The organism is Coleofasciculus sp. FACHB-1120 (assembly GCF_014698845.1).
Classification (GTDB): domain Bacteria; phylum Cyanobacteriota; class Cyanobacteriia; order Cyanobacteriales; family FACHB-T130; genus FACHB-T130.
In genome coordinates this window covers 284,071-308,078 of sequence record NZ_JACJTV010000004.1, presented here as the reverse complement: position 1 = coordinate 308,078, position 24,008 = coordinate 284,071, and the positions used below count along the sequence as shown (strand labels likewise).

General features: G+C 46.7%; 20 protein-coding genes and 4 pseudogenes. 15 read left to right on the top strand and 9 right to left on the bottom strand.

Annotated features, from left to right (window positions below; genetic code table 11):
• Positions 1-86, top strand: a pseudogene (locus H6H02_RS06995) (IS1 family transposase); the annotation flags it as partial.
• A gap of 16 nt (positions 87-102) precedes the next feature.
• Here H6H02_RS06995 and H6H02_RS26845 read toward each other — a convergent pair.
• The 4 genes from H6H02_RS26845 to fusA all read right to left on the bottom strand — a co-directional run bounded on the left by H6H02_RS26845 (position 103) and on the right by fusA (position 4,523).
• Complete coding sequence (locus H6H02_RS26845; RefSeq protein ID WP_206757264.1) at positions 103-291, bottom strand: hypothetical protein; 189 nt, start codon at positions 289-291, stop codon at positions 103-105.
• 75 nt (positions 292-366) lie between these two features.
• Entirely contained in the window at positions 367-825 is a 459-nt protein-coding gene (locus H6H02_RS06985; protein WP_242040589.1) for a DUF4864 domain-containing protein, read from the bottom strand.
• A 63-nt stretch (positions 826-888) separates the two neighbouring features.
• Positions 889-2,007: a response regulator gene (locus tag H6H02_RS06980; RefSeq protein WP_190815952.1), complete on the bottom strand. Its 1,119-nt coding sequence runs from the start codon at positions 2,005-2,007 to the stop codon at positions 889-891.
• A 446-nt stretch (positions 2,008-2,453) separates the two neighbouring features.
• Entirely contained in the window at positions 2,454-4,523 is a 2,070-nt protein-coding gene (fusA, locus tag H6H02_RS06970; RefSeq protein WP_190815948.1) for an elongation factor G, read from the bottom strand.
• Between the two features lie 149 nt (positions 4,524-4,672).
• On the opposite strand from fusA, the gene H6H02_RS06965 reads away from it, so the two are divergent.
• Positions 4,673-5,236 (top strand): Uma2 family endonuclease, encoded by a 564-nt coding sequence (locus tag H6H02_RS06965; protein WP_190815946.1) that lies wholly within the window; start codon positions 4,673-4,675, stop codon positions 5,234-5,236.
• 238 nt (positions 5,237-5,474) lie between these two features.
• Here the strand turns inward: H6H02_RS06965 and H6H02_RS26590 are convergent, their stop codons facing one another.
• From H6H02_RS26590 to H6H02_RS06950, 3 genes are all read right to left on the bottom strand, one after another.
• A complete protein-coding gene (locus H6H02_RS26590; protein ID WP_199329026.1) occupies positions 5,475-6,926 on the bottom strand; it encodes a DUF2382 domain-containing protein in 1,452 nt (483 codons plus the stop codon).
• A gap of 507 nt (positions 6,927-7,433) precedes the next feature.
• A complete protein-coding gene (locus H6H02_RS06955) occupies positions 7,434-8,513 on the bottom strand; it encodes a spore photoproduct lyase family protein (protein WP_190815943.1) in 1,080 nt (359 codons plus the stop codon).
• A gap of 70 nt (positions 8,514-8,583) precedes the next feature.
• A complete protein-coding gene (locus tag H6H02_RS06950; protein WP_190815941.1) occupies positions 8,584-8,940 on the bottom strand; it encodes a hypothetical protein in 357 nt (118 codons plus the stop codon).
• Positions 8,941-9,274: 334 nt separating this feature from the next.
• Here H6H02_RS06950 and H6H02_RS06945 point away from each other — a divergent pair.
• From H6H02_RS06945 to H6H02_RS06935, 3 genes and pseudogenes are all read left to right on the top strand, one after another.
• A pseudogene (locus tag H6H02_RS06945) lies at positions 9,275-10,714 on the top strand (RtcB family protein).
• A gap of 31 nt (positions 10,715-10,745) precedes the next feature.
• A complete protein-coding gene (locus H6H02_RS06940; protein WP_190815938.1) occupies positions 10,746-10,952 on the top strand; it encodes a hypothetical protein in 207 nt (68 codons plus the stop codon).
• A gap of 26 nt (positions 10,953-10,978) precedes the next feature.
• Positions 10,979-12,169 (top strand): low temperature requirement protein A, encoded by a 1,191-nt coding sequence (locus H6H02_RS06935; RefSeq protein WP_190815936.1) that lies wholly within the window; start codon positions 10,979-10,981, stop codon positions 12,167-12,169.
• A gap of 126 nt (positions 12,170-12,295) precedes the next feature.
• On the opposite strand, the gene H6H02_RS06930 is transcribed toward H6H02_RS06935, so the two are convergent.
• The gene (locus H6H02_RS06930; RefSeq protein WP_242040588.1) at positions 12,296-13,993 is read right to left on the bottom strand and encodes a dolichol-phosphate mannosyltransferase; all 1,698 of its coding nucleotides are present in this window, start codon (positions 13,991-13,993) and stop codon (positions 12,296-12,298) included.
• 620 nt (positions 13,994-14,613) lie between these two features.
• Between H6H02_RS06930 and H6H02_RS27545 the strand changes: the two genes are divergently transcribed.
• From H6H02_RS27545 to H6H02_RS06890, 9 genes and pseudogenes are all read left to right on the top strand, one after another.
• Entirely contained in the window at positions 14,614-14,745 is a 132-nt protein-coding gene (locus H6H02_RS27545) for a hypothetical protein (RefSeq protein WP_277922524.1), read from the top strand.
• Positions 14,742-15,902: a 7,8-didemethyl-8-hydroxy-5-deazariboflavin synthase subunit CofH gene (gene cofH, locus H6H02_RS06925; protein WP_190815933.1), complete on the top strand. Its 1,161-nt coding sequence runs from the start codon at positions 14,742-14,744 to the stop codon at positions 15,900-15,902. Before H6H02_RS27545 ends, cofH begins: the two co-directional genes overlap by 4 nt.
• A gap of 132 nt (positions 15,903-16,034) precedes the next feature.
• Complete coding sequence (locus tag H6H02_RS06920) at positions 16,035-17,726, top strand: DUF3352 domain-containing protein (protein ID WP_190815930.1); 1,692 nt, start codon at positions 16,035-16,037, stop codon at positions 17,724-17,726.
• 212 nt (positions 17,727-17,938) lie between these two features.
• Entirely contained in the window at positions 17,939-19,012 is a 1,074-nt protein-coding gene (gene ccsB / locus H6H02_RS06915; RefSeq protein WP_190815921.1) for a c-type cytochrome biogenesis protein CcsB, read from the top strand.
• Positions 19,013-19,119: 107 nt separating this feature from the next.
• A complete protein-coding gene (locus tag H6H02_RS06910; RefSeq protein WP_190815919.1) occupies positions 19,120-19,971 on the top strand; it encodes a KGK domain-containing protein in 852 nt (283 codons plus the stop codon).
• A gap of 165 nt (positions 19,972-20,136) precedes the next feature.
• Positions 20,137-20,289, top strand: a pseudogene (locus H6H02_RS06905) (IS1 family transposase); the annotation flags it as partial.
• A gap of 125 nt (positions 20,290-20,414) precedes the next feature.
• Positions 20,415-20,585: pseudogene (locus H6H02_RS06900) on the top strand (IS1 family transposase); the annotation flags it as partial.
• Between the two features lie 26 nt (positions 20,586-20,611).
• Positions 20,612-21,220, top strand: coding sequence for a cytochrome b/b6 domain-containing protein (locus H6H02_RS06895; protein ID WP_190815917.1), 609 nt, complete (start codon positions 20,612-20,614; stop codon positions 21,218-21,220).
• Between the two features lie 169 nt (positions 21,221-21,389).
• The gene (locus tag H6H02_RS06890) at positions 21,390-22,097 is read left to right on the top strand and encodes a molybdopterin-dependent oxidoreductase (RefSeq protein WP_190815916.1); all 708 of its coding nucleotides are present in this window, start codon (positions 21,390-21,392) and stop codon (positions 22,095-22,097) included.
• 413 nt (positions 22,098-22,510) lie between these two features.
• Here H6H02_RS06890 and H6H02_RS06885 read toward each other — a convergent pair whose 3' ends face one another.
• Complete coding sequence (locus H6H02_RS06885) at positions 22,511-22,780, bottom strand: GlsB/YeaQ/YmgE family stress response membrane protein (RefSeq protein WP_190815914.1); 270 nt, start codon at positions 22,778-22,780, stop codon at positions 22,511-22,513.
• A gap of 382 nt (positions 22,781-23,162) precedes the next feature.
• Between H6H02_RS06885 and H6H02_RS06880 the strand changes: the two genes are divergently transcribed.
• Positions 23,163-23,984 carry a M48 family metallopeptidase gene (locus H6H02_RS06880; protein WP_190816011.1) on the top strand — a complete coding sequence of 274 codons (822 nt, stop codon included), beginning with the start codon at positions 23,163-23,165 and terminating at the stop codon, positions 23,982-23,984.
• Positions 23,985-24,008: the final 24 nt, after the last annotated feature.

The window sequence follows — 24,008 nt, the reverse complement described above, 5'->3', positions numbered from 1 at the left end:
CGTTATCGTTCTCTAAAAAATTGAGCAATCATATTGGGGCAATTTGGTACTTTGTGCATCATTACAATGCCTCTCTTCGTTCGTGACCATTACTATTCAGCACTACCCTCGCGCCAATACTGCTCTTGTTAACAAGATTTGGTCGGGAATTGGGATAGATGCATGGCTGCCACGGCTGCCCTCTTTCCCATCCCGTACTACTTTCACCATCATCCAAAATGTTTCCGGTTTCACCCCGTACATTCTTTTAAAGTCAGATTTAGACAATGCAAGTGCTTTTTTGTAACGCATCAATTTAGGAACTATAACTATCAATTCATTAAACTTTGTTTAGCTGATTTTACTCAATTCCGCAAGAGGTCTTATTTAAACCGTTTCCCCTTTTACGGGCACTAAATAACAGCCAGTAATTTTCCATTTACCCTGAGATTGCTTTTTCATCAGATAAAGTGCCCTGACTAAATTCCCATCTTGATCGAGTAGCAGCACTTGCTGAGCCGGGAATCCTTCAATGGTGGTCATGTTCTCAAACATCACGGAACGAGGACGATAAACTGGCTGATAAGCAACTTTCACCATCCGCAAAAAGTTCTCTGGCGTCTCGAATTGAGCTTGAATTTTTGGGCTAGCAAAGGAGAAAGCACCTTCAGCATCGTCTTTTTGAAACGCTTCCAGTTGGCTAGAAATGACAGCACGAATAGTTAAGCGATCGCTATCGGTTATTTCCATTTGTTGAGCCTTAACAGGTAAGGTGACAAGTAAAAAAGCCAGCAAGAATTTCAGGAAACAACGGACGAAACGCATCTGAAAATTATTTTGACTCATCGGGAATTTTAATCTGGGTTGGCAAGCCGTATCGAAATGAGCCAAGAACTCCATTAGCGTCAATCAACCAGATTTAACCTGAGACATCCTCTCTTGCATTTCTACATCCACCGACACCGAGCGAATTTTGCGCCCGATTGCTGGAGGTTGCCGCAGTTCGCACCGGAGATCCGCAACTAATTCGCATAAGTGTTGCGCTATATCCCGATCTAATGGCGTCTCTGGTTGAAAGCTATGTTCAAGCTGACGAGCCAGTTGAGAACCCCACGGAAACCCAAACATCCCTAAAGAACCCGCCAGCTTGTGAGCTGCCCAAACTGCTCGGTGGCGCTCCTCCAAGCCTAATTCGTCTCTCAATAAGGCAGTGGTTGCCTCTTCAACAACATCTATCCGGGAGATAATCTCTCCTTGCAAGCGCTCCCAGACTTTCGCCACTGCTGCCTGCGTTTGGGCAGGAGTCGGCGGCGGCTGTAGGGTGGAGGATACCCCTCGGATTGGAGGATGGCATCGAGCTTGCTTGAGACGATATCCCAATCCATAAACCGTCTCAATCAGATCGGTGGGAGCGCCTGCGGCTCTTAGTTTCTGCCGCAACCCTTTAATGTGAGAACGGACGGTTTCTTCAGCGGGTGGTTGCTCAAACGACCAGAGGTGTTCTAGAAGCTCACTGCTGCTAAAGACTTGATCTGGACAGCGCACAAATAGTTCTAGTAGCGCATATTGTTTGGGGGTGAGGTGCAAATTTTGCCCTTCATAGCGTCCCTCTAAGGTAGGCGGGTCAAGACCTAGGCTGCCATTCTTCAGAATTGGCGGTTTTAATAAACAGCAATGACACAGGAGAGTGCGGACACGAGCCGCTACTTCTTCTAAATCAAAGGGTTTGAGGACATAATCATCCGCACCAGCATCCAGTGCCATGACTTTATCGCCATCAATTTCATGGGCAGCGTATAAGAGAATCGGCATTAGCCGCCCTAAAGAACGTAGCCGCTGGCAAAGACTGATGCCATCGAGTGCGGGCAGCATCACATCTAGCAAAATCAAATCATAGGTGCCAGCCCGTGCGAATTGCCAGCCTGCTTGCCCATCGGCTGCCCGGTCGATTACATAATTGCGATCGCTGAGGGTTTTGGTGAGAGCTTGTGCCAAACGCTCATCATCTTCCACTAGCAGAATGTTCACTTTGAGATTTCCCCTACTCCTGATTCGCTTCCCGTCAAGCACTGGCGACAGACGCCCGCAGGCATTTTTTACATATATCAATTAATTTGTCAATAGTGTTTTAAAAATTAAGCAGTTCTATGAAGTTCCCTAAACTAAGTTTGCCTGATATTAAAAATAAAAGCAAAAAGGCAAAGAGCAATCCTCACGATATGCTTTCTACTGGCAGCAGTAACCGTAGCAGCAAAGTATCTTTTGATATTGCCGATTGCGGTGGTTTTTAAAAAGATTGTTAGATAGGAAAATCACTGCCGATGACTGCTTTTTCTGCACAATGACATCCAGTGATTTTTCCTCGTGCCACTCGATTTAGCAAGAAAAGACTGAGAACTAAAAATTTAGTCCTCAGTCCGCGAAGAGAGTGCCGCTACGCGAACACTCCTTAGTCCTATTTTCAGATGCAGGCTTTAGCCGCGCAGATGGGCAGCGTTTTCCATCAGTTGCTGTTGCAGATTGGCAGGTACCGGCTTGTTGGAGACAAACTCCATTGAGAAGTTCGCTTGACCGGAAGAAAGCGATCGCAACTGTGCGGAATAACCAAACATTTCCACGAACGGCACTTCGGCACGGATAACGGCGTAATTTTCCATCGTCTCAGAACCCAGCAGGACGCCGCGACGAGACGAGAGATCGCCCTGCACTCGCCCGACAAACTCGTTCGGTGTCTCCACTTCCACGAGCATAATCGGTTCGAGGATGACTGGCGTTGCTTTGGCAAAAGCTTGCTTGAGTGCAAGACTCGCCGCAGTTCGGAACGCCATTTCCGAAGAGTCAATCGCATGGTAAGAACCCGCTTCTAGTATCGCTTTGACACCAACAATCGGATAACCGATGAGATGTCCGCTAGCGATCGCTTCGCGGAAACCTTTCTCGCAAGCGGGGATGAATTCTCTGGGAATCGCACCCCCAACCACCCGATTCTCGAACGCAAACGGTTCTTCGCAGGGTTCAATCCGACCGCTAACATGAGCATATTGACCGGGACCGCCGCCTTGCTTCTTGAGCCTGTAGTCGAAGGTTGCCGACTTGGTAACGGTTTCGCGGTAAGCGACTGCTGGCGCACCGACGTTCACTTCTGCGTTGTATTCCCGCTTCATGCGTTCGATGTAGATTTCTAGATGTAGTTCGCCCATCCCCGAAATCAGGGTTTCCTTGGACTCCGGATCAATACTGACGCGGAAGGTGGGATCTTCGCGTGTAAAGCGATTCAGCGCTTTTGACATTTGAGCGGCATCTTCCCGTTTCTTAGGCGCGATCGCTAGCGTCATCACAGGTTCTGGCACAAATATCCCCTCCAAAGAGAGGTGAGATCCTTCCGAGCAGAACGTATCGCCCGAAGCGCAGTCTACACCCAGCAGAGCTACAATGTCCCCAGCGGCAGCACTTTCGATCTCCTCGCGTTTGTTCGCGTGCATCCGCACAATTTGGCTCACTAGCACCCGTTGGTTGGTGCGAGTGTTGTAGATGCGTTGTCCCTCGCGCAGCGTCCCGGAATAGATGCGGGTATAAGTCAGTTGTCCGTACTCATCTTTGGCGATTTTGAAAGCCAAGGCAACGAGTGCGACTTCCGTGTCTGGATAGACATGAATCGGCTCATTGGTCGGAATCGCGATCGCTTTCACCACATCTCTATCCACTGGGGACGGCAAGTAAAGAGCAACAGCATCCAATAAGTTCTGAACCCCCTTATTTTTGAAGGCGGAACCCATCAGAACTGGAGTTAATTGCAAGCTTAAAGTTGCCCGACGAAGGGCTTCCCAAATCATTTCTTTAGGAATTTCTTCGCTCTCAAGTAGCATCTCCATCATCGGTTCGGAGAACATAGAGAGTTGATCGAGCATCTTTTCTCGTGCTTCTTTTGCCTCCTCGCGTAAGTGTTCGGGAATCGACTCAATAACGCGAATTTCGCCTTTTTCTCCAGCAAAATAGTTTGCTGTCATTTCAATCAAATCAATGACGCCTTCAAACTTATCCTCGCTGCCAATAGGATACTGAAGCAGTACCGGGTTTAAACCTAGTTTTTCTCGCAGCGATCGCACGACTCGGAAAGGATTTGCACCCGCCCGATCCATCTTATTAATGAAGGCAATACGCGGCACTCGGTAGCGCTTCATCTGCCTATCTACGGTGATAGATTGCGATTGCACACCAGCAACAGCGCACAGCACCATAATCGCACCATCAAGAACCCGTAATGCACGCTCCACTTCAATTGTGAAGTCTACGTGTCCCGGAGTATCGATCAGGTTAATCTGCGTATCATTCCATACACAAGTTGTCGCTGCGGAAGTAATAGTAATGCCTTTTTGTTGCTCCAACTCCATGTAGTCCAACGTAGCGCGATCGCTACCTCCCCGAACTTCGCCAATCTTGTAAATTTTGCCCGTGTAGTACAGAATCCGCTCACTGAGGGTGGTTTTACCAGAGTCGATGTGAGCGGAAATGCCAATATTACGGATGCGCGTTCGGGGAATCATAGGACAAATACTCTGCCTTACCAGAGCCATGAAAAGACATTTGCCACTTGTGCGGCAATATTTATGCTACAAAACGTACTACACAAGTGTCAAGGGTGTGGGAAGTGCAGCTAATCTAGAATATATAGCTACTCACAAGGATTGCTTTTATGAGTCAAACAGTAAATCAAGGGGTACGCTGGACTACCGCAGATTTGGAGCTATTGCCAGAGAACGGTACGCGCTACGAGATTATTGATGGAGAGTTGTTTATGTCTAGATCCCCCCATTTGAGCCATCAACGCACTTGTGGCAACATGTACCGAAAGTTACAAGCTTGGTCAGAAGACACTGGACTGGGGGAGGCATTTATTAATCCGGGCATTATTTTCACGGAAGCTGATAATGTAGAGCCGGATGTGATTTGGATTAGTAAAGAAAAATTAGCTGCTCTGGTAGATGATTCAGGACACCTGACAGGCGCACCAGAGTTAGTTGTAGAGGTATTATCTTCGGGAGTGCAAAATGAACGCCGAGATAGAGAAGCTAAACTTAAATTATACTCAGTGCGAGGAGTACAAGAATACTGGATTGTTGATTGGCGCTTGCAAAAAATAGAAGTTTATCGTCGTAGTAACTCAGCGTTGCAATTAATAGTAACGCTGTTTAGCAATGATGAAATAAGTTCACCTTTATTGCCTAATTTTAGTTGCTTGTTATCTAAATTCTTTTGATACAAGAAGTGATGGAAGAAGTAGTAAAAGTTTGAAAAAAGTAGCGCGATAACGTAGTGCTGGGAAACGCGATCGCATCCATCAAAAAAGTTGTTCGCAGTTCCTAGAAGCAGGAAATTGCTATTTTTGTTAGCTCAAAACTTGGCGAAAAAGGATTTTACAGGAAAGAGCGGATCGTGATGACCCACCCTAAACTAAACCTTCTCAGTGCAAGCTTTTATCAGCTAGACTCAAGTTTTTACACTTTGTTGGTTTTATCAACGATAGTACGACCTTGAGCATCAACGTCTAACTTCTCGCGACGAACTTTATCTTGAAGTTCAACTGTATCGCGATCCACTTCTTTGTGAATGTTAACTTCTTCATGCACGAAAGCTTGCTTATCCAGGTAAGCTCTTTCTTCATGAACTTCCATCCGAGCAACTTCCTGATTCTGGAAATCCACTTGACTTGGAGATACTGGCGTTCCAGCGTCTACAGGGTTAGTGCGCTCAATCACAACTCGTTCTTTTTCTACTGGGATTGAAACGTTAGCGGTCTTGGTTTCAACACGCTTGCCAATACCGATTTCTCCAGTTTTAACTTGAGCTTTTCCTGCAATCAGCTGCTCTTCGTATAGCTTGACGTTCTGATTATCAGACGGTGTGATGTTCTGATGATTAGTTGACTTGGCATCTTCAGCAGCAGTCTTAACATTATTAGCTGCACCTTTTACAGATGACTTGGCATCCTGAGTTGCACCCTTAACTGAGTTAGCTGCATCTTTTGCAGATGATTGTACGGAGGACTTGACATCCTGAGTTGCACCCTTGACGGAGTTAGCTGCATCTTTTACCGCTGGCTTCACATCCTCAGATGCACCTTTAACGGAGTCTGCAACATTATGCGTTGCATCCTTGACGGAGTTAGCTGCATCTTTTACCGCTGGCTTCACATCCTCAGATGCACCTTTAACGGAGTCTGCAACATTATGCGTTGCATCCTTAAAGGAGTTAGCTGCATCTTTTATCGCTGGTTTCACATCCTCAGACGCACCCTTAACAGAGTCTCCGACATTGCGAGATGCATCCTTGAAGGAGTTGGCTGCATCTTTGACCGCTGGCTTCACATCATTAACGGTATCTTTCACAGCGTTTGCTACGCTTCTGACTGCTGGCTTGGCTTCCTCAGAAGCACTCTTTACAGCGTCTACTACAGAAGGCTTAGACTCTTGAACTGTCTCCTTCACTGCGTCTACTGTGCTGACGACAGAAGGCTTTGACTCCTGAACTGTTTCCTTCACTGCGTCTATTGTGCTGACGACAGAAGGCTTTGACTCCTGAACTGTCTCTTTAACCGCGTCTACTGCACCAATTACAGAAGGCTTGACCTCCTGAGCAGTCTGTTTTACGCTACCGCCTATATCTTCTACGGTGTGGTTCACATTTTCAGCGACACCTTTTACTGCGTCCACAATACCTTCTGCGGTATTATGAACCGTCTCGGCTGTACCTCTACCAGCTAAAGCGCCAGCTACTGCACCCGCTACTGCACCAACGATTCCTCCGACTCGACCACCAAGTACAGTACCCGCTGCTGCGCCAGCTATTCCAGCACCGATACCTGTACCTGAGGAATTAGTTTCAGGTTGCTGATTTTCGGTATTTGTATTTTCGTCTTGCTTATTGATGGGTTGCTTATTGTCAGTCATAATCAGATGATCCTTTGTATTAATCTTTTGAATTTAAACGACCTCACGCTATTTTGTTGCAAGTCATTCTCATCTAGTACCTATTTAACAAGCCAAGGAAAAGACTTACACCGGGCTAAAGGAGTACATCTGGCAGCCGGTAGTCAGTCTGTGGTTGTACCTCTCAAGGTTGAATAAGGGTTCTAGATCAACCGGAATTCTCAGTTGGCTAAGAAAGGCGAAAAGTATGCACAGCAAGGTTTACAGCCTAAACAAATGAATTGTGGATTTCCCCGGCATGGAAACGATAAATAAATAAACAAATAAAATAAAACAGATAATTTAGATCGTGCCGATTTCAAGGAAGTGAAGCCAAGCATCATGGTTAAGCGTTCCGGGAGCTAGCCAAGGAGGGTGTCATGTCAAGGAATGCGATCGCATCCTCAATCCTTGCAAACTTGCTCAAAATATAAAAAAAGCTGACCTGTAATTTTGGTCAGCGAATAAGATTAGATTTAGCTAGAAATCTTAAGTCCAGTAGAGAATGCGACCTTGGGGAAAGCGCTTAGTAATCTCACCCTCAAAAAAGCGCCGTAGCGTCTTCATCGTGTCAGTGTCATAAACATACTTGGTGCCACCAAACTTGTTACGCTTAACAGTGCGTGTTTCTTCATCCATGTCCAGCTTTGATTGGGGATACCAAGTTTGCAAAACCTCTTTTGATCCAGGGGTGAAGCGATGGGAAATCAACTCGAACGTCAAGTCACAATCAAAATCGAGTGCTTCGCTAATCGAGTCAAGCAAACGAGTGTAATGTGTCTCCCAATCCTCGATAGGCATAATCGGCGCAATCACTAAACCCACTGGATACTCGCCACCGCCAGAAGATCGAGGTAAAGCTAACCGCCGCAAAGCTTGAAGCCGGGAAGCTACCGACGCTGTACCGCCTTCAAACCGACGAGACACCGGATCGGCGTTCACACTGATTCGACAACGGGTGTGACCATTGTGGGGCAAGTCGAGTAATTCATCCACCGCATCGAACTTAGAAACCCAACGCAGATATCCGTTCGTCCGCGTCCCAAAGTAGCGGATACATTCAGCGAGGCTGCCGGTTAAATGCTCGATACCCAGGGGGTCAGTGTAGCAGCTAACCTCAAAACTTGTGGCGTCACTTTGTCCTTCGTAAGCTGCCAGATTCTCCAATATCTGGGGCAAGTTCGCAAAGACGCGAATCACGGGTGGCCCTGATAAACTACCTGCTAAATAACAGTATTGACAGTGTGCGGGACAGCCTTCAGCAATGTGAAATTGCCAGTCAGCCGATGGAGGGATGGGGCTGAGTTTGAAGGAACTAGGCGGTGCAGTGACGACGGCAAGGGTACGCTTGGCGATGTTGTAGGTATCGCAATCGCTCTCGCCACGCAAACCAGTGAGGCGGTTTCGCGGCAACTCTTCGATAGGTAAGTTCAGCGCCTGGACGCGAGAAAGTATCTGCTGACCGTAAGGCTCATCTAAAGCCGCGGGTGTGAATAAAACTCGCTCCGGCATCCACAAACGGGTGGATGGCGCTTCGGGTGAGGAAATGTTGTCTGCGATCGCGTGCATACTGTCAGGTTCTCCGGATTGATCAACTTGGAGCTTAAGTAAGGGGCGATCGCGATCGCCCCTGACCGCCTTAATTCTCTAAAACTTGGCGGATGCGCCGTTCCAACAGTTCCATATCCAGACCGCCTTCATCACGGCTAATGCGACGCACCGTTGAGTTAACGTTGCCCAAATCCACCAATAAATCTTGGAGAATTTCTTGCTGTTGACGCGCTTGGGTGACTTCACGCGGTTCTTGCACCAAGTCACGAATGATGGTGTCTTCAGCCCGCGAGGCAACGACCGGGTCAGCTTCCCCCTGTAGATGAACGAAGGTTCGCCGCCCTGGCCCACGTTCTTCCTCAATGGGGATGATGGCAGTTACCTGGTCGGAGCGCACGTATTTTCCGAATCCTAGATGGACTAAAACCGATGATTGTAGTTTCATTTAGAAGAATGTTTATTTTGTCCCTTACTTCTATTTTAGACTCCCATCAAAAGACCTGAGACCTAGAACTGGAGCGGGTTTTACTCCCTTAAGAGTAGTAGTATCCGGTGGCGGTCGCGCGACTTTTTGACCCGGCTATCATGGACAACAAAATATCTGTTTACGAAAAAGAGTTATCTGCACCTTGACTAATTACAAATTTTGTGGAAGTTTGAGATTACGGTAAGGATGTTGCCTTCAACTTCTTTGCATCCAGACTGCGGCTGCTGAACCGAAGTCTCCTAAACTCTTCACAAAATTGGGGTCACAGTGTGACCCGTAAAGGAACTTATTCATGCAGCCAAAAAATATGAATAGACTCCTCCGGGCTTTGGCTCGTGAGGGGCTTGAGGTAAGTTACGAAAATAGAACTTACTCTGTTCGCCTAAATAATTCTCTCGACGCACCAGCCGCAGAAGTCCTGCTTCCCGAAGATTTCCCCGTAGAAGCTAAGGCGCTTAAGCAACTAGCAAATCTAGCCAATGTGCGCCATCCTAGCAGCGGTCATGTTTGCAAGTGCTGTGCTACGCCTGACTTTCATCCTGGTGATGCTGGGGTTGCGATTGGCTCAATTTTGGAAACCCAAGGGATGCTGATCCCTGCTGCTGTCGGTTCGGATATCAACTGCGGGATGCGATCGCACGTTGTAGACTTATCGCTTGAGGAATTTTTAGCAAAGCGAGATCGCTTCGTGGAATTGATGAAAGGCGATTATTTCTTCGGAACTCGCGATGTCACCATGACAGCCAAAACTGCTCGCGCCTTGTTCCAGTATGGGATTCCCGGCTGGTTGGATGCAATGCTAGACTCCCCTACGGGTAGTATTGTCAAGTCTGACTTAGACCAATTGGCGGCGGAATGCGATCGCGTCTACTTAGGCGGTTCCATGAACGCGGATGTCAAGTTTGCACCCCTAGAACTGATTCCAGAAGACGGGTTAGTGCGGGATGGTGGACTAGCGACCATCGGCGGCGGGAACCATTTTGTTGAAATTCAGGTGGTGGAACGGGTAGAGGACAAAGCGACAGCTTACGCCTAGGGTGTCCGAGAAGGACAACTGGCGTTTATGATTCACTCAGGTTCGCGCAACGTGGGGAAGTATATTGGGGGAATGTGGCGCGATCGCGCTAAATCAGCATGGGCTAAAGGTGTAAAATACCCTGAATCTGCTCTTTTTCCCCTCTCAGTTGCCGCAAATCCCGAACTTGTCACCAGTTACTTGCAAGCTGAGGCGACTGCTGCTAATTATGCCTTTATTAATCGGTTGCTGTTGGCGGAACTGTTGCGCCTGCGCCTGCGGGAAGTTTACGGTAAGGTCGAGGCTCCCCTAGTCTACGACTTGCCACATAATATCACCCTAAAAGAAGGTGCTGGATGGGTGACTCGTAAGGGTGCTTGTCCCGCGCATCCCGGACAACCTGTGATTATTCCCGGTTCGATGGGTGCTGCGTCTTACTTGCTGATTGGCAAAGGAAACTCAAAATTTTTAAGTTCTGCTTCTCATGGTGCGGGAAGGATGCGGTCGCGTTTCGATCTCACCCGCCAAGGTGCAGACCAAACTGAAGCAACTTTGGGTTTAACGGGAGTAGACTGCATCACTTTGCGCGAAGAACGCAGAATCGAAGAAGCACCGGCAGCTTATAAGCCAATTGTGCCTGTAATTGATGCCCAAGTTGAAGAAAAAATGGTTAGCGTAGTGGCAAAGATGAAACCTGTATTGACTTTTAAGGTGTAGGAAAGAATACTGTGGCATTCGAGCGATCGCAGTGTTGGATAACTGCTATACAGTAAGGCGATCGCTCATTTTATCCACTGCTGGCGATCGCGAAGATTCCAACATCCAATACACCAAAGAGTTTCTATTTTCCTCTGTTCAGAGGGATGAAGAAGGAACCGCAGAAGAGAAGGAAGTTGGCGTTGCGGGCAATCGCTTCGAGAAAGATTCAATTTTCTATGGGATATTATCTGCATAATCCTCTCGGAAATTAGAGAGTGCAAGATGATTAAAACTTTGTGGCAACCTCCCCGCCTGCGGACGCCTGAAGAGAACGAAAAAGAACGCCGCGCGACTTGGTTAGAACTCTTTTATGACTTGGTATTTGTGGCAGCGATCGCGGAAGTGGCGCATAATCTCAACGAACACGTCTCCCTGGAGGGTTTCCTGGGTTATATGCTGCTGTTTGTGCCGATTTGGTGGTCTTGGGTTGGGGCGACTTTTTACGCAACTCGGTTCGATACCGACGACTTAGGACACCGACTGCTGACATTACTGCAAATGATTGCGATCGCAGTGCTAGCAGTAAACGTGCATTACGGCTTAGGAAAAACTTCTGACGGCTTCGTCCTTTCCTATGTAAGTGTTCGGTGTATTTTAATTTTCCAGTATCTGAGCGCTGGATACTTTGTAGTAGCAGCGCGTAAGTTAACAACTTGGTACGCGACAGGCTTTGGCATTGCCGCCGCCATCTGGCTAATCTCAATTTTTGTACCCATTCCTGGGCGTTTTTGGCTTTGGGGATTGGGGTTGATTATCGACTTTGGCACACCTCTTACAGCTGGAAAGTTGGTTGCCAAAGCGCCACCAAGCTTTTCACACATCCCAGAACGTTTAGGCTTATTTACGATTATCGTATTGGGTGAGGCGGTGATTGCCGTAGTCAAAGGCGTTTCTCAGCTGCAATGGGGTTTTGCATCTGCCAGTGTGGCTGTGTTGGGGATGATAGTTGCTTTTAGCCTGTGGTGGATTTATTTTGACAGCGTGGATGGCTCACCCCTACGGGCGATGGGACTTGGCAATATGAAAATTGGTTTAATCTGGCTCTATTCCCATTTACCCCTCGCCATTGGCATTGCTGCTGCTGGTGTGGGTGTGGAACATATTGTCGTGTCCAGCAAAACGGCAGGAGCATTACCTAGTAACGAACGATGGCTAATCTGCGGTGCTGTAGCGATTTGCTTGACAGCCTTGGCGGTGATTCACCTGATTACCTGTACTTTAGGGACAAAGCGACATCGTAAGATTTTAGCCGCTTATCGTTTGGGTTCTGCGGCTTTTATTCTGGTGATTGCGATCGCGGGTGCGGCTTTGTCACCGATTACAGTCGTTAGTTTGGTAGCTTTAGCTTCTGCTGTGCAAGTGGTGCTGGGTTTCCTGACACCCCCTCACGTTCAGCCTGAGGCAAAGTGCTGATCAATACGATAAAGGTATTCAGCCAGCCTCAAACTTGGGAAAGCGATCGCCCACTTTCCTCAAAATTGCGTGCGATCGCGATGATTCCAACCTCCAACACACCGGATAGTTTCTATTTTCTGCCCTCTAAAGGGATGAAGCAGGAACCGCAGAAGAGGATGAGGCTGGCGCTACCGGCGATCGGGAAGCGATCGATGCCTGGAATATAGGATAATTCCCATATTTTCCTAAAGGTAAGAATTCCATCGTGAACTGCTGATTTTTTAAAGGCAACTTTACCTCTTCAGGCTTTTTCTCAGAGATTTGGCAGGAACGAGTGTAATAGCAGACATAAATAAACTTCTCTTGTTTCTGCTCAAGTAGCGCCTCGCCTAAAGTTTGTAAATCCTGAGGTTCTTTCGTCAGGAAAAATACTTTTTCAAGTAGGGGTGCTTGGAGAACTTGGGCAACATATTGGTTAGACATCGCGACTACTGTTTCTGGTTGCGATCTCAAAAACTGAATAGCCGGAGAAATCCCTTGATAATTTTTACTGAGATAAGCCGTACCGGAGTAGGTGTTCTTATAAATCCCAATTATAAAAAGCACCAAGAAAATAACCGTACCTATCTTTTTGATACTTCCGTTCGCTAGTTTTCGGATAAATTCAAACTCTTGGATTGCGATTAAGCAAATTAGCGGTACCAAAACCAGCAAAAACCGAGGTCCCCATTGTTTGCCTCCAGCGCCAGCCGGAACCATTACCGCAACCGCTACAGTAAATAAGAGACAGGTAGCATAGATAACCGTCATACCCAAGCTTAGTTTTAGCTTTTGTCGGCTAAATAAACTCACTCCTAAATATAAAAATGCAAACAAGGTTATGGGGAAATATTCAAACAAACCAAAACTCATTTGATTGAAATTTGCAACCGCCACTGATAATCTCTCGATTAACGAAAATTTTTCTACTATCTGGACGGAATGCATTCCTAGAGGATGCTTGTAAATCAATGTATTCAGCACAAAGAAGATGGCAATCGTCAAAAATGTGCTGACAACAAAGAGTTCTTTTCTTTTCGCTAAAAACTGAAATTGCTTTAATTTTAAAAAAGATGCCCCATAAGCCAAAACCGTCAAAAGCGCGACGATGCCTAGAATTTCTTCTCTAAACCAAACAGATAAGCCAATGAATATCCCACTTAATACAGTATCCTTTTTAGACAACTCTTCTGTTCCTGGTATTAATAAAGTTGCCATACCTTGAAAGCAAAGTGCTACCGCGAGGGTATGTTCCCAATACATCGCGCTATAGATAGATAAAGGGGAAGCAAAAATTAGAATGGCAAGCGCGATCGCTATGCTAAAAGCTTTTAATTTTAAACGTCTGCAAGCAAAATAAAAGCTTACCCATACAGCCCAAGTTGCAACCAGGGGAACTACGTATAATCCTCGATATCCAAAAAGCGCTTGAAAAGGTGCAGTAACCAGGGGGAAAGTAAACGGGAATGTGATGAAATATTGACCGAATCTGTTATAAACAAACGGCTCTTGAAACGGGTATAATCCGTTTTGCCAAAGATTCCGAACCCATTCTTCTACAGGTAAGTTTAGGTCAAAGCGCAACTGACCGCTACTAAATTGCTTCGCTAACAAAGCTTTAAGTCCAGCATCTCCACTAAAAAAGACATCGTTTGGGAGTTGCGATTGTAAAAACAGTGAAAATAAAACACCCGCTAGAATAACGAGTAAGGGAAATCTATATTGGTTACTTTTAGATTTACTATCAGAATCGCTAGGATTAGCTGTAACATCTCTCCACGTTTTTGACATATAGTTTTTCATTTTCTATTTCCTCAAGTTAAAAGTATTAATGTTAAGTACAGGATTCATTGTCGGCTCCCATTTGGGTAGAAATATTTTCGACAATTTTTAACAACATCCCTTCACTTGGATATTTTAAAAATCAGATACTTACGTAAGACCAGATAAACCCAAAAATAGGTTCGCTATATTTTACGCAATTGGACTGAAATTCTACGATAAGGGATAGGCTATCTTTACTAAATCTTTAAATAATTGCTATTTTTTTCCTTAAGTTGTAAAGATTGGGTGAAGTAATGTCTAAACTACAATGAAATAAAGGTTGGGCACTATGGTCGCAACTAATAGAACTAAGTGAAATCTCTGAATTTAGAGGCGGTTTTTATCGATATCCTTCCCAATGAACCGATAACTTAAACTAAACTGCCCTCCTGAGGGATAGAGAAATAAATTTGATTCAATGCTTGAAAGCAAGTTGCTGTCACAATAGCGAACTATTTCCCCAGCCGATTTACTACCACACTCATAGGTGTCCGATTATAAATAGTTCCTATTTAATACCATTAAATTGCTCAGTGTTTCGCTAAATTTGGTCATTATAGAAAACAACCTAGAGGCTTGGTGAAAAATTAGGCACAATTTTGAGTTTAGAGCGAATTTCGCTACCCGATGAACCCGTGAAACTGACTGCTGGCGCTGCTAGCGAACTCCCAGAAAAAACATTTACTGCCAAAATTGAGAAGAGTGACCTACTTTACTGGGAAGTGCTGTGACGACTAAAACTGTTAATGCCATTCTTGAGCGTGCCCTGGCAGGTGGCGATTTGTCCCAAGAAGAGGGAGTTGTACTATTAAAGCAAACCGATCCAGATGTTCAGTCAGCGATTCGGGAAACCTCTGACAAACTGCGACTCAGCCAAGCAGGTGAGACTGTCACCTATGTGATCAATCGCAATATTAACTTCACCAATATCTGCGAACAGCACTGTAGTTTCTGCGCCTTTCGCCGGGATGAAGACGAAGAAGGCGCATTTTGGTTAGAAAACCCCCAAATTTTGGAAAAAGCGACCGATGGAGTCCGGCGGGGTGCGACGGAGATTTGTATGCAGGGGGGACTCCATCTTGGGGCAAAAATTAATGGTGCTTCTTTGCCTTATTACCTGCAACTGGTGAAGACAATCAAAGATGAATTTCCCCAACTGCACCTACACGCCTTCTCCCCCCAGGAAGTGCAATTTATTGCCAGGGAAGATGGTCTTAGCTACGAGTCGGTGATTGCGGCGCTGCAAGATGCCGGTGTTGGCTCAATGCCGGGGACGGCAGCGGAAGTTTTGAACGATGAAGTACGGCGCGTCCTTTGTCCGGAAAAGCTGGATACGGCAACTTGGTTAGAAATTGTGGGAACAGCACACAAGTTAGGAATGCCAACCACTAGCACCATGCTTTCCGGTCATATTGAGACCCCAGAACAGCAGATGCAGCATTTAGACAAGTTGCGATCGCTCCAACAAACTGCTGTTGCCCAAGGATATCCTGCCCGGATTAGCGAATTTATCCTATTACCTTTCGTCGGGCAAGAAGCCCCCAAACCTCTGCGTCGTCGGGTGGGGCGAGATCAACCAATTCTAGAAGACGCCCTGTTGCTGACGGCTGTGGCGCGAATTTTCTTAGGAAATTGGATTCCCAACCATCAACCCAGCTGGGTGAAACTCGGTCTCGCAGGTGCGGTGGAAGCCCTGAAATGGGGCTGCAATGACATCGGCGGCACCTTAATGGAGGAGCATATTACAACAATGGCTGGGGCAGTGGGTGGCACCTGCATGGAAGTGGAAACTTTACAGGAAGCGATTCGTTCATTAGGGCGTCCTTACCAACAACGGGATACACTCTACAGAGTGCTAAAGAGGGACACGGTTCCTGTTCTCTCCTGAGCGAGCAGTTATCATTTGGCTCGACTCAGATCCGGGCGTCAGCGTTGCACAGCATTTGCATCCGAATCAGTCGGTTGTTGCTCAAGATGGCTCGCCCGAATGCGAAAGCTCCTACGACTCTTGACTTGGTTTATGCCTCAGAAAAATCAACGTTCCCTTCTGACTGTGGCAGCTGCCATATTGCTAATTGCTGGCGGCGCAGTAGCTTACTGGCTGCTGATGCAGCGGAATCTGTTTCAGGGCGATGTCCCAGTGGGTGCCGAGATGGTTCCCCAAGATACCTTGCTCGCCGTGTCAGTTTCGACTGATGAAAAGCAATGGCAGCAACTGCGGCAATATGGCACTCCTGCTAGCCAAGCCGCATTTGGCAAACAACTCGCTGAACTGGAAAAAAATCTCCTCACTGCTAACGGCTACAACTACCAGCAAGATATCAAGCCTTGGGTGGGTAAAGAAGTCACGATCGCTTTTTTGTCACAGCAGTTACCCCAGAACCCTAATGCTGTTCCGGTTGGTCAACAATCGGTGGTGATGGTATTGCCGATTGAAAATCCTTTGCAAGCAAAGCAAGCGCTAGAAAAATCTAGAAACCCGACCTCTAGCAAGTTCGTTGAACGCAATTACAAAGGCATCAAGATTCGAGAAACCCAAGGCAGTTCCGCCCAGAATTTCTCAACAACCCTGCTAGAGCGTTCCTTAATTGTAAGCACCGATCCGAAAGGCACGGAGCGCGTCATTGACGCTTATCAAGGCGGTGCCTCCCTGGCGGATACTCCAGGTTATGCGGAGGCGTTGGGAAAGATTAAAGCGGGTGCGCCGTTTGCCAAAGTTTATTTTAATGTGCCCGTGGCAACAGCAATGGCAGCCACCTATTCAGCGCGATCGCTTTCTCCCCAAATCGCCTCGGTTCAACAAAGGCAGGGAGTCGGCGCGACAGTGACACTGGAACCAGAGGGACTTTTGTTTAAAGGGGTGTCTTGGCTAAAGCCGAATAGCGAGACAAAGTATGTGGTGGAAAACAACGCCAAAAATATGCATCGGCGTCTCCCTGGCAATACTTTGATCATGACCTCTGGTGGGAATTTGCAGCAGTTGTGGCAAGATTACGTCCAGGGTGCCCAAGCGAATCCGCTGATCCGGGTTAGCCCAGAACAGATGAAAGCGGAGATTCGGTCTAAATTAGGTCAAGATTTAGAGCAAGATTTGCTGCCTTGGATGAAAGGTGAGTTTTCTCTGGCTTTAATTCCTACACCTCCAGGAACTCCCTCGATTTTAGGTGCTGGGGTGGCGTTCCTGGTGCAAACAAGCGATCGCCCTAGAGCTGAAAAATCCCTCAAGCAGCTGGATGAGGTGATGGCACAGCAATATAAGTTTCAAGTCCAAGAAACGACGCTCAACGGTCAACCCATCATCAATTGGACATCGCAACTCGGTGGCTTAGCCGCCACTCACGGCTGGTTAGAGGGTAATGTTGCTTTCCTGACATTAGGGGCACCCGTTGCGACGACCCTCGTCCCCAAACCCCAAGTGACTTTAGCGGAAAGCGAGTTATTCAAACAAGCGATTCCTCAGCAGCTCAATGACAAGAACGGTCTATTTTTTATTGATGTTGACCGTACCATTAACACCGGGAATCTGTCGCTGTCGCAAGTCGATCCCAATCAAAAAATCTTTACAAACGCGATGCGCTCCATTGGCGTCACGGGTGGCATCAGTAGCGATCGCAGTAGCCGCTTTGATATCTTCATCAATATGAAGAAAATTGGAGAACCTAGTCCTTCGCCGAAAGCCAGTGTCTCTCCCAGTCCTAGCCCTTCTCCTTGAATTTTCGGGTTTCTACGCCAAGGTACGCAAAGCTCAATCATTCCTTTGCGTACCTTAACAATTACCTTGGTGGGACGACAGCGTTAAAAAAAATAACAATCTGTTGTCTAAACCTGGGTGATTCTACCAAGCATCAGAGCGACCAGAACCGATAGGATCAAAGTGGCGCTTGTGTGAGCGACTTCGATAAAAATTGCTGGAAAGAATACAAGATGAACCTGGTTGCACTCCAGAATGGGTTAGATAATATCTCCTTCGCCGTCCTGTTTGCGACGATGTTGATTTACTGGGTAGGAGCAGCTTTCAATGGCATCCCCTATCTGTGGGCTTTATCGACCGCAGGGATGGCGATCGCAAACCTCTGCATTGCCGCCCTACTGGGCGCACGATGGCTGGACGCAGGCTACTTCCCTTTGAGCAATCTCTATGAATCCCTCTTCTTCCTGGCTTGGGGGATTACCACCATCCATCTGATTGCCGAAAATATGAGCAAGAGCCGCTTGGTCGGCGTCGTCACAGCACCGATTGCGATGGGCATCACCGCCTTTGCTGCTTTGACGCTGCCATCTACGATGCAGTTGTCAGAGCCTTTAGTCCCGGCACTAAAATCCAATTGGCTGATGATGCACGTCAGCGTCATGATGCTCAGTTATGCCGCATTGATGGTGGGATCACTGCTAGCGATCGCTTTCTTATTCGTGAGTGGCGGTCAGAATGTCGAACTCCGAGGCAGTTCTGTCGGAACCGGCGGATTTCGCAGTAAGAATGACCCGGCACGCCCCTACCGTCTGCAACGCGCCAGCGATCTCGTGTCTCAGCCACAAGGAGCAACCAGCGAGTCATCTTCTGCTGTGGAGCGTATTTTTGAAAGCAATGGCAGCACGAAAACAGCCGTTCTCGATTTAGTCACCTCCCAACCTTCCCAAGAAAGGGTATCTGAATTACCAACCCTTTCGCCCCAGCGCTTGAGCCTTGCCGAAACCTTAGATAACATCAGCTACCGCGTCATCGGTTTGGGATTTCCTCTCCTGACGATTGGAATTATTGCCGGTGCTGTCTGGGCAAATGAAGCTTGGGGTTCTTACTGGAGTTGGGACCCCAAAGAAACTTGGGCACTGATTACCTGGTTGGTATTTGCCGCCTATCTCCATGCCCGCATCACCAAAGGCTGGCAAGGAAGACGACCGGCAATTTTGGCGGCGACAGGCTTTGTGGTCGTCTGGATTTGCTATCTTGGGGTCAATTTACTAGGAAAAGGACTCCACAGCTACGGTTGGTTCTTTTGAACTTTTAGTCAATTTGCGAACGGCTTTTAACAATTCGCTATTCGCCATCACTGATGACCAATAACGAATAACTCTTTAAACTATCAATTCAACCGGGGGAGATGGTTGTGGATAATCAGTTCGACTCGCTAGCCAAAGGTGAAGTTCTCTCTGTCGATGAGTCTTCCCAAATCTTAATTGGGCACCGCACATTCAGAGTCGGTGAATTCGCAGAAGCAATCAAAACGCAATTGGAATATGGTTTAGGTGGATGGACAGAAGAAAAGGATGGTTGGTTTAGCGACCAAGGTATTCCTTGCGAAGTTCTGAAATTTGGCTCAAACGGCTGGCAAAAAGGGAAAGTCAGATTTAGCTTGGAATTTTGCCCGGAAGATCCACAAACCCAGCAGTCATCAACGATTGAAGATACTGAGCCACAAAGGCAACAAAGGGCACCGATGCCAGCCGCTTCGGAGGAGGAAGTGTTAGTTGGAGTCGAGGCACCGTTAATCTATGAGGAAGAGCTAATTCTAATAGAGGTACCAGACTCCACTTTAGATGAACTGGAAATGGCACCAGAAGCAGCCTTTGGTGCGGATGATTTGGATCTCACCGGAGAATCAGCCTTTGGTGCGGATGATTTGGAAATGGCACCAGAATCAGCTTTCGGTGCGGATGATTTGGATCTCACCGGAGAATCAGCCTTCGGCGCGGATGATTTGGAAATCTCACCAGAATCAGGCTTCGGTGCGGATGATTTGGATCTTACTGGAGAATCAGGTTTCGCCGTGGAAGAACTGGATCTCACAGGGGAATCAGCCTTTGGTGCGGACGATCTGGATCTCACTGGTGAATCAGGCTTTGGTGCGGATGATTTGGAATTTCCAGAACTGTCTGAAAAGGAAGAAAATCCATCAGAGTCGCTACTTGATGATGTCTGGCAAGACATGAATGAAGCTAGCTGGCGTAACAATCAGTAGGGAAGCGAAAATTGGGTGAGTCATCATCGCTCAAAAGCCAACTGATATCATACTGACGAAGAAGGGGTGCTGTTATATACAACACCCCTTCGTTCTCTTTCACAAAAGGATCGTAAAAGAAGCGATCGCATTTTTATCGCATTATTTGACGCTCTTTTAGCTTGAAAATCCATCTACATTGAGCGATTCAACAATACGTTGAGGCAACGGGTATCTCGGCTAGTCCGAAAAACCTTGTCCTTTTCAAAATCGTTGGAGAACCACATTGGTGCTATCTGGTATTTTATCCATCACTACAATGCATTATTACTTGTTTAGCACTACCAATTCTTGACTTTATTGCCTACTACAATCGCATCTTTGCCCAACCCTTTCAATGGAAGTTTGAGGATTTTTTAGATGAAACCTAGACTGGTGGGTTATTTCTGCCGAGCTTATCTAGTGTGGGCAAGGATAGTGGTCAAACAAGTTTAATTGAGCGCTTCAATTGCACCTTACGGTAGCGAGTATCCCGGTTAGTGAGAAAGACGTTATCGTTTTCCAAGAAGTTAGAGAATCATGTTGGTGCAGTGTGGTACTTTGTCCACTACTACAATGCATCCTTACGTATTTAGGACTACCAATTTTTCGTTATAAATCTATGAGTTCGTCTATTTCCTCCCAAACACCTCGCCCGCCACTGCTACCAACACAAGCTTTGGCGGCAAAATCATTTCACTGGATTAACATTATTAGCTTGCTTTTAATGATTACCAGTGGACTACAGATTTACAATGCCAATCCAGTTTTTGGCGGACGCGGTGGTTGGCATTTTCCACCCTTGTTTTTGCTGGGCGGCTGGCTTGCTGGAGGTAGACATTGGCATTTTGCTGCCATGTGGCTATTTTCTCTAAATTTAGTTTGGTACGGGATTTATATTTTGATTACGCGGCGCTGGAAGCATCGATTTGTAGGTGAGAAGGATGTGAAGGCACTGCAATTGAGCCACAACCCAAAGCGCATTGCTTATGCTTGGCATCGAATTGCTTATACCGCAATTATCCCAATTTTACTGCTAGCTTTGCTCAGCGGACTGGGAATGTATAAACCAGCTCAGTTTCACTGGATTGTTGATTTATTTGGCGATTGGCAAGCATTGCGAATTGTTCACTTTATGAGTGTGCCAACTGTCATACTCTTTGCAATGGTTCACTCTTGGCTAGCTCTTAGAGTAGGAGGTTCTCGGTTAATTGATTCTATGTTTTGGTAGCGGTATTTTATAATGAGCCGTAGGTTGGCTTGAGCGATCGCAAAATTCACCTTATTCTAGGTTTCATCTCTCAAGAGGAGCCTACTAAATTTTTTATAGTTTTCTGTTGATTGATTTTGTATTTTGGTATAGCAATCTTATTTGCTTAGGAAGGTTTTAGAGAGATTTTATGGGTTTAATTCAAGTTCCCCGTCGCAGATTTCTACAATTATCAGGACTTTCCAGTATCAGTTTACTTCTGGGGGGTTGTGCGTTCAGCGTGTTTGAGGGGATTGCTGGCAAAGCTTTTGAACCCCTCAACCAAAGCGTTGAAGAGTTACTGCTAAATCCTCAAAAACCTGTACCTGAATTTCCTGCTAGTCAGATTGAGCCAGATGCTTTAATTATTAATACATTTGACTTTACACCACAAATAGACCCTGTTGCGTTTCGCCTAAATGTGAATGGCGAGGTTAATAACCCTATCAGCCTTAGTATGGCGGATATTCAGCGAATGCCTTCATCCTCAATGACAATTCGCCATGTCTGCGTTGAAGGTTGGGCGGCAATTGTGCAATGGGGGGGAATCCAACTGCGAGAAATTGTATCTCTCGCTCAACCGAAAGAGAATGTCCGCTATGCTTACTTTAAATCAGCGGATGGTTATTACGAAAGCTGGGATATCGCTTCTGTTTTGCATCCCCAAACTCTCATGGCGTATCAAAAAAATGGTCAGCCTTTATCGGTTGAGAATGGTGCCCCTCTACGTCTAGCTTCCCCGATTAAACTTGGATACAAGCAAAGCAAATGGGTGACAAGCATTACGCTAGTTAGCGATTTGTTACCTTATAAAGGCTATTGGGAAGATCAAGGTTATGAATGGTTCGCAGGGCTATAGTTGCAGCCTGTCTGTTTCAACCTTCAATTTTTATCTTGATTTTTATCTGGAACTTTTATACGAAGGGTAGATGCAGGCTCTGGCAGTTATTTCAAAGCTATTTTCAAAGCTATTTTCAAAGCCATAAAATAACTTTGTACGGCAAGATTGAAAAATCCTGAAGTTTCATACTTCACTCAAAAAATATCAATCTTGAGCCAAGCGATCGCGTTCTTTGCTCTCATTGCATTGAAAGTGTAGGGGAGTATCAGAGACTCCCCTACTGACGAGGCGGATACTACTTACCTGTCGTCTATTACAACGCAATTTTCACTTCCTTGAAAATTAATCAGTTGCCCAAGACTTGCCCAAGAGCTGCGATCGCAGATTGAGCATTTTGAATCTGCCGAACGAAGTGGCAGATGTCGCGCTACTTAAGCGGCGCGGCGAGTGAGTAAGTTCCACAGGAAGACTGCAACAATTGCGCCTAAAACAGCGACAATAACTCCAGGGATACTCAAGCTAGAAGCTGCTAATGTTAGAGTTCCCGTACTCAGGAAAGTACCGATACTACCGCCTACGAAAGCTCCAATGATACCTAGTACGATGGTTCCGAGAATCCCGCCGCCTTGATGACCCGGATAAATAGCTTTAGCAATTGCACCAGCAATCAGACCTAAAACGATCCAAGCAATAATATTCATGGTTCTGATTCCTTAATAGTCTCTTATTTACATTTACAGATTAACAGTTCAAATAGAGCAATCCTATCTGCCACACGATATAAGTGTCTTTACCCCAAAAGATAGGCAAGCGGCATTTTTTTTCACGAGCGAGTTCCCACAAAGCTAATTCCTCATTGATTGCGCCGAAATCTCAAGTCAATTAATAATATTTAACATCGGGGAAAGGGAAAACGGGCTCTTGGTTTCAAGCTCTAGAATCGCCTTTGTACAGTAGGAACATTTAACGAAGTAGCCCTCAGACTGATGTGAAATTATCGGGCAGTATGATACCCTTCGGACGAATAAATCGGGAGAATAAGCAGTGAGAGCGCTGATCCGGCTGGGAATTGCACTGTTACTTATGCTATTTGGGTTAGTTAGTTACTGCACTACGACGGTGGAGAACCCGGTAACTGGGGAAAAGCAGCGGGTGCAACTTTCGCCCAAGGAGGAAGTCGTCTTGGGACTGCAAGCGCGATCGCAAATGGCGGCAAAATTTGGCGGTCTGTACCCAGATCCGGCGCTACAAAACTATATTGACAAAGTAGGCAATGAGGTGGTGCAGGAGTCAAAGGCGAAGACTTCTGGCTATCCTTTTGAATTTCACCTGCTGCGCGACCCTCAAACGATTAATGCCTTCGCGTTGCCGGGAGGACAAATTTTCATTACTGCGGGTTTATTGCGTCGTCTTTCTTCTGAAGCGCAACTGGCGTCTGTGCTGGGGCACGAGGTTGGGCACGTTGTGGGGCGACACGGGGCGGAACGCTTGGCAAAGCAGCAACTCGGTACAGCGCTGGTGACAGCGGTTGGAGTCGCAGCGAGTGATGACCAAGGTGGCGGTCGGCAGGCACAAGTGATTGCCCAAGCAGTGAACCAGATTGTCAATCTGCGCTACGGAAGAGAGGACGAACTAGAAAGCGATCGCCTTGGCGTTCAGTTTATGGCGCAAGCTGGCTACAACCCTAAAGCCAGCCTCGAAGTGATGCAGATTCTGGCGAGTGCCAGGAGTGGCGGTGCATCTCCGGAGTTTTTCAGCACTCACCCTAACCCTGAGAACCGAATTCAAAAACTACAAGCTTTAATCACTCAAACCTATCCCAACGGCGTTCCACCACAATTAGAGATTGGACGCGAGGACTTTGCTCAGTCTGTGCGATCGCGTTTGCCACCCGCAACTCAGTAGCAGCCGTGAAACCCCGCCCTTACA

What these genes read in the sequence shown, in the direction of transcription:
- H6H02_RS06985 (WP_242040589.1), bottom strand. Translation starts at nt 825, where the DNA reads ATGAGTCAAAATAATTTTCAGATGCGTTTCGTCCGTTGTTTCCTGAAA.
- H6H02_RS06950 (WP_190815941.1), bottom strand. Translation starts at nt 8,940, where the DNA reads ATGAAACTACAATCATCGGTTTTAGTCCATCTAGGATTCGGAAAATAC.
- ccsB (WP_190815921.1), top strand. Translation starts at nt 17,939, where the DNA reads ATGAACCTGGTTGCACTCCAGAATGGGTTAGATAATATCTCCTTCGCC.
- H6H02_RS06930 (WP_242040588.1), bottom strand. Translation starts at nt 13,993, where the DNA reads ATGAAAAACTATATGTCAAAAACGTGGAGAGATGTTACAGCTAATCCT.
- H6H02_RS06935 (WP_190815936.1), top strand. Translation starts at nt 10,979, where the DNA reads ATGATTAAAACTTTGTGGCAACCTCCCCGCCTGCGGACGCCTGAAGAG.
- H6H02_RS26845 (WP_206757264.1), bottom strand. Translation starts at nt 291, where the DNA reads ATGCGTTACAAAAAAGCACTTGCATTGTCTAAATCTGACTTTAAAAGA.
- H6H02_RS06880 (WP_190816011.1), top strand. Translation starts at nt 23,163, where the DNA reads ATGCTATTTGGGTTAGTTAGTTACTGCACTACGACGGTGGAGAACCCG.
- fusA (WP_190815948.1), bottom strand. Translation starts at nt 4,523, where the DNA reads ATGATTCCCCGAACGCGCATCCGTAATATTGGCATTTCCGCTCACATC.
- H6H02_RS06965 (WP_190815946.1), top strand. Translation starts at nt 4,673, where the DNA reads ATGAGTCAAACAGTAAATCAAGGGGTACGCTGGACTACCGCAGATTTG.
- H6H02_RS06885 (WP_190815914.1), bottom strand. Translation starts at nt 22,780, where the DNA reads ATGAATATTATTGCTTGGATCGTTTTAGGTCTGATTGCTGGTGCAATT.
- H6H02_RS06920 (WP_190815930.1), top strand. Translation starts at nt 16,035, where the DNA reads ATGCCTCAGAAAAATCAACGTTCCCTTCTGACTGTGGCAGCTGCCATA.
- H6H02_RS26590 (WP_199329026.1), bottom strand. Translation starts at nt 6,926, where the DNA reads ATGACTGACAATAAGCAACCCATCAATAAGCAAGACGAAAATACAAAT.
- H6H02_RS06890 (WP_190815916.1), top strand. Translation starts at nt 21,390, where the DNA reads ATGGGTTTAATTCAAGTTCCCCGTCGCAGATTTCTACAATTATCAGGA.
- H6H02_RS06895 (WP_190815917.1), top strand. Translation starts at nt 20,612, where the DNA reads ATGAGTTCGTCTATTTCCTCCCAAACACCTCGCCCGCCACTGCTACCA.
- H6H02_RS06955 (WP_190815943.1), bottom strand. Translation starts at nt 8,513, where the DNA reads ATGCACGCGATCGCAGACAACATTTCCTCACCCGAAGCGCCATCCACC.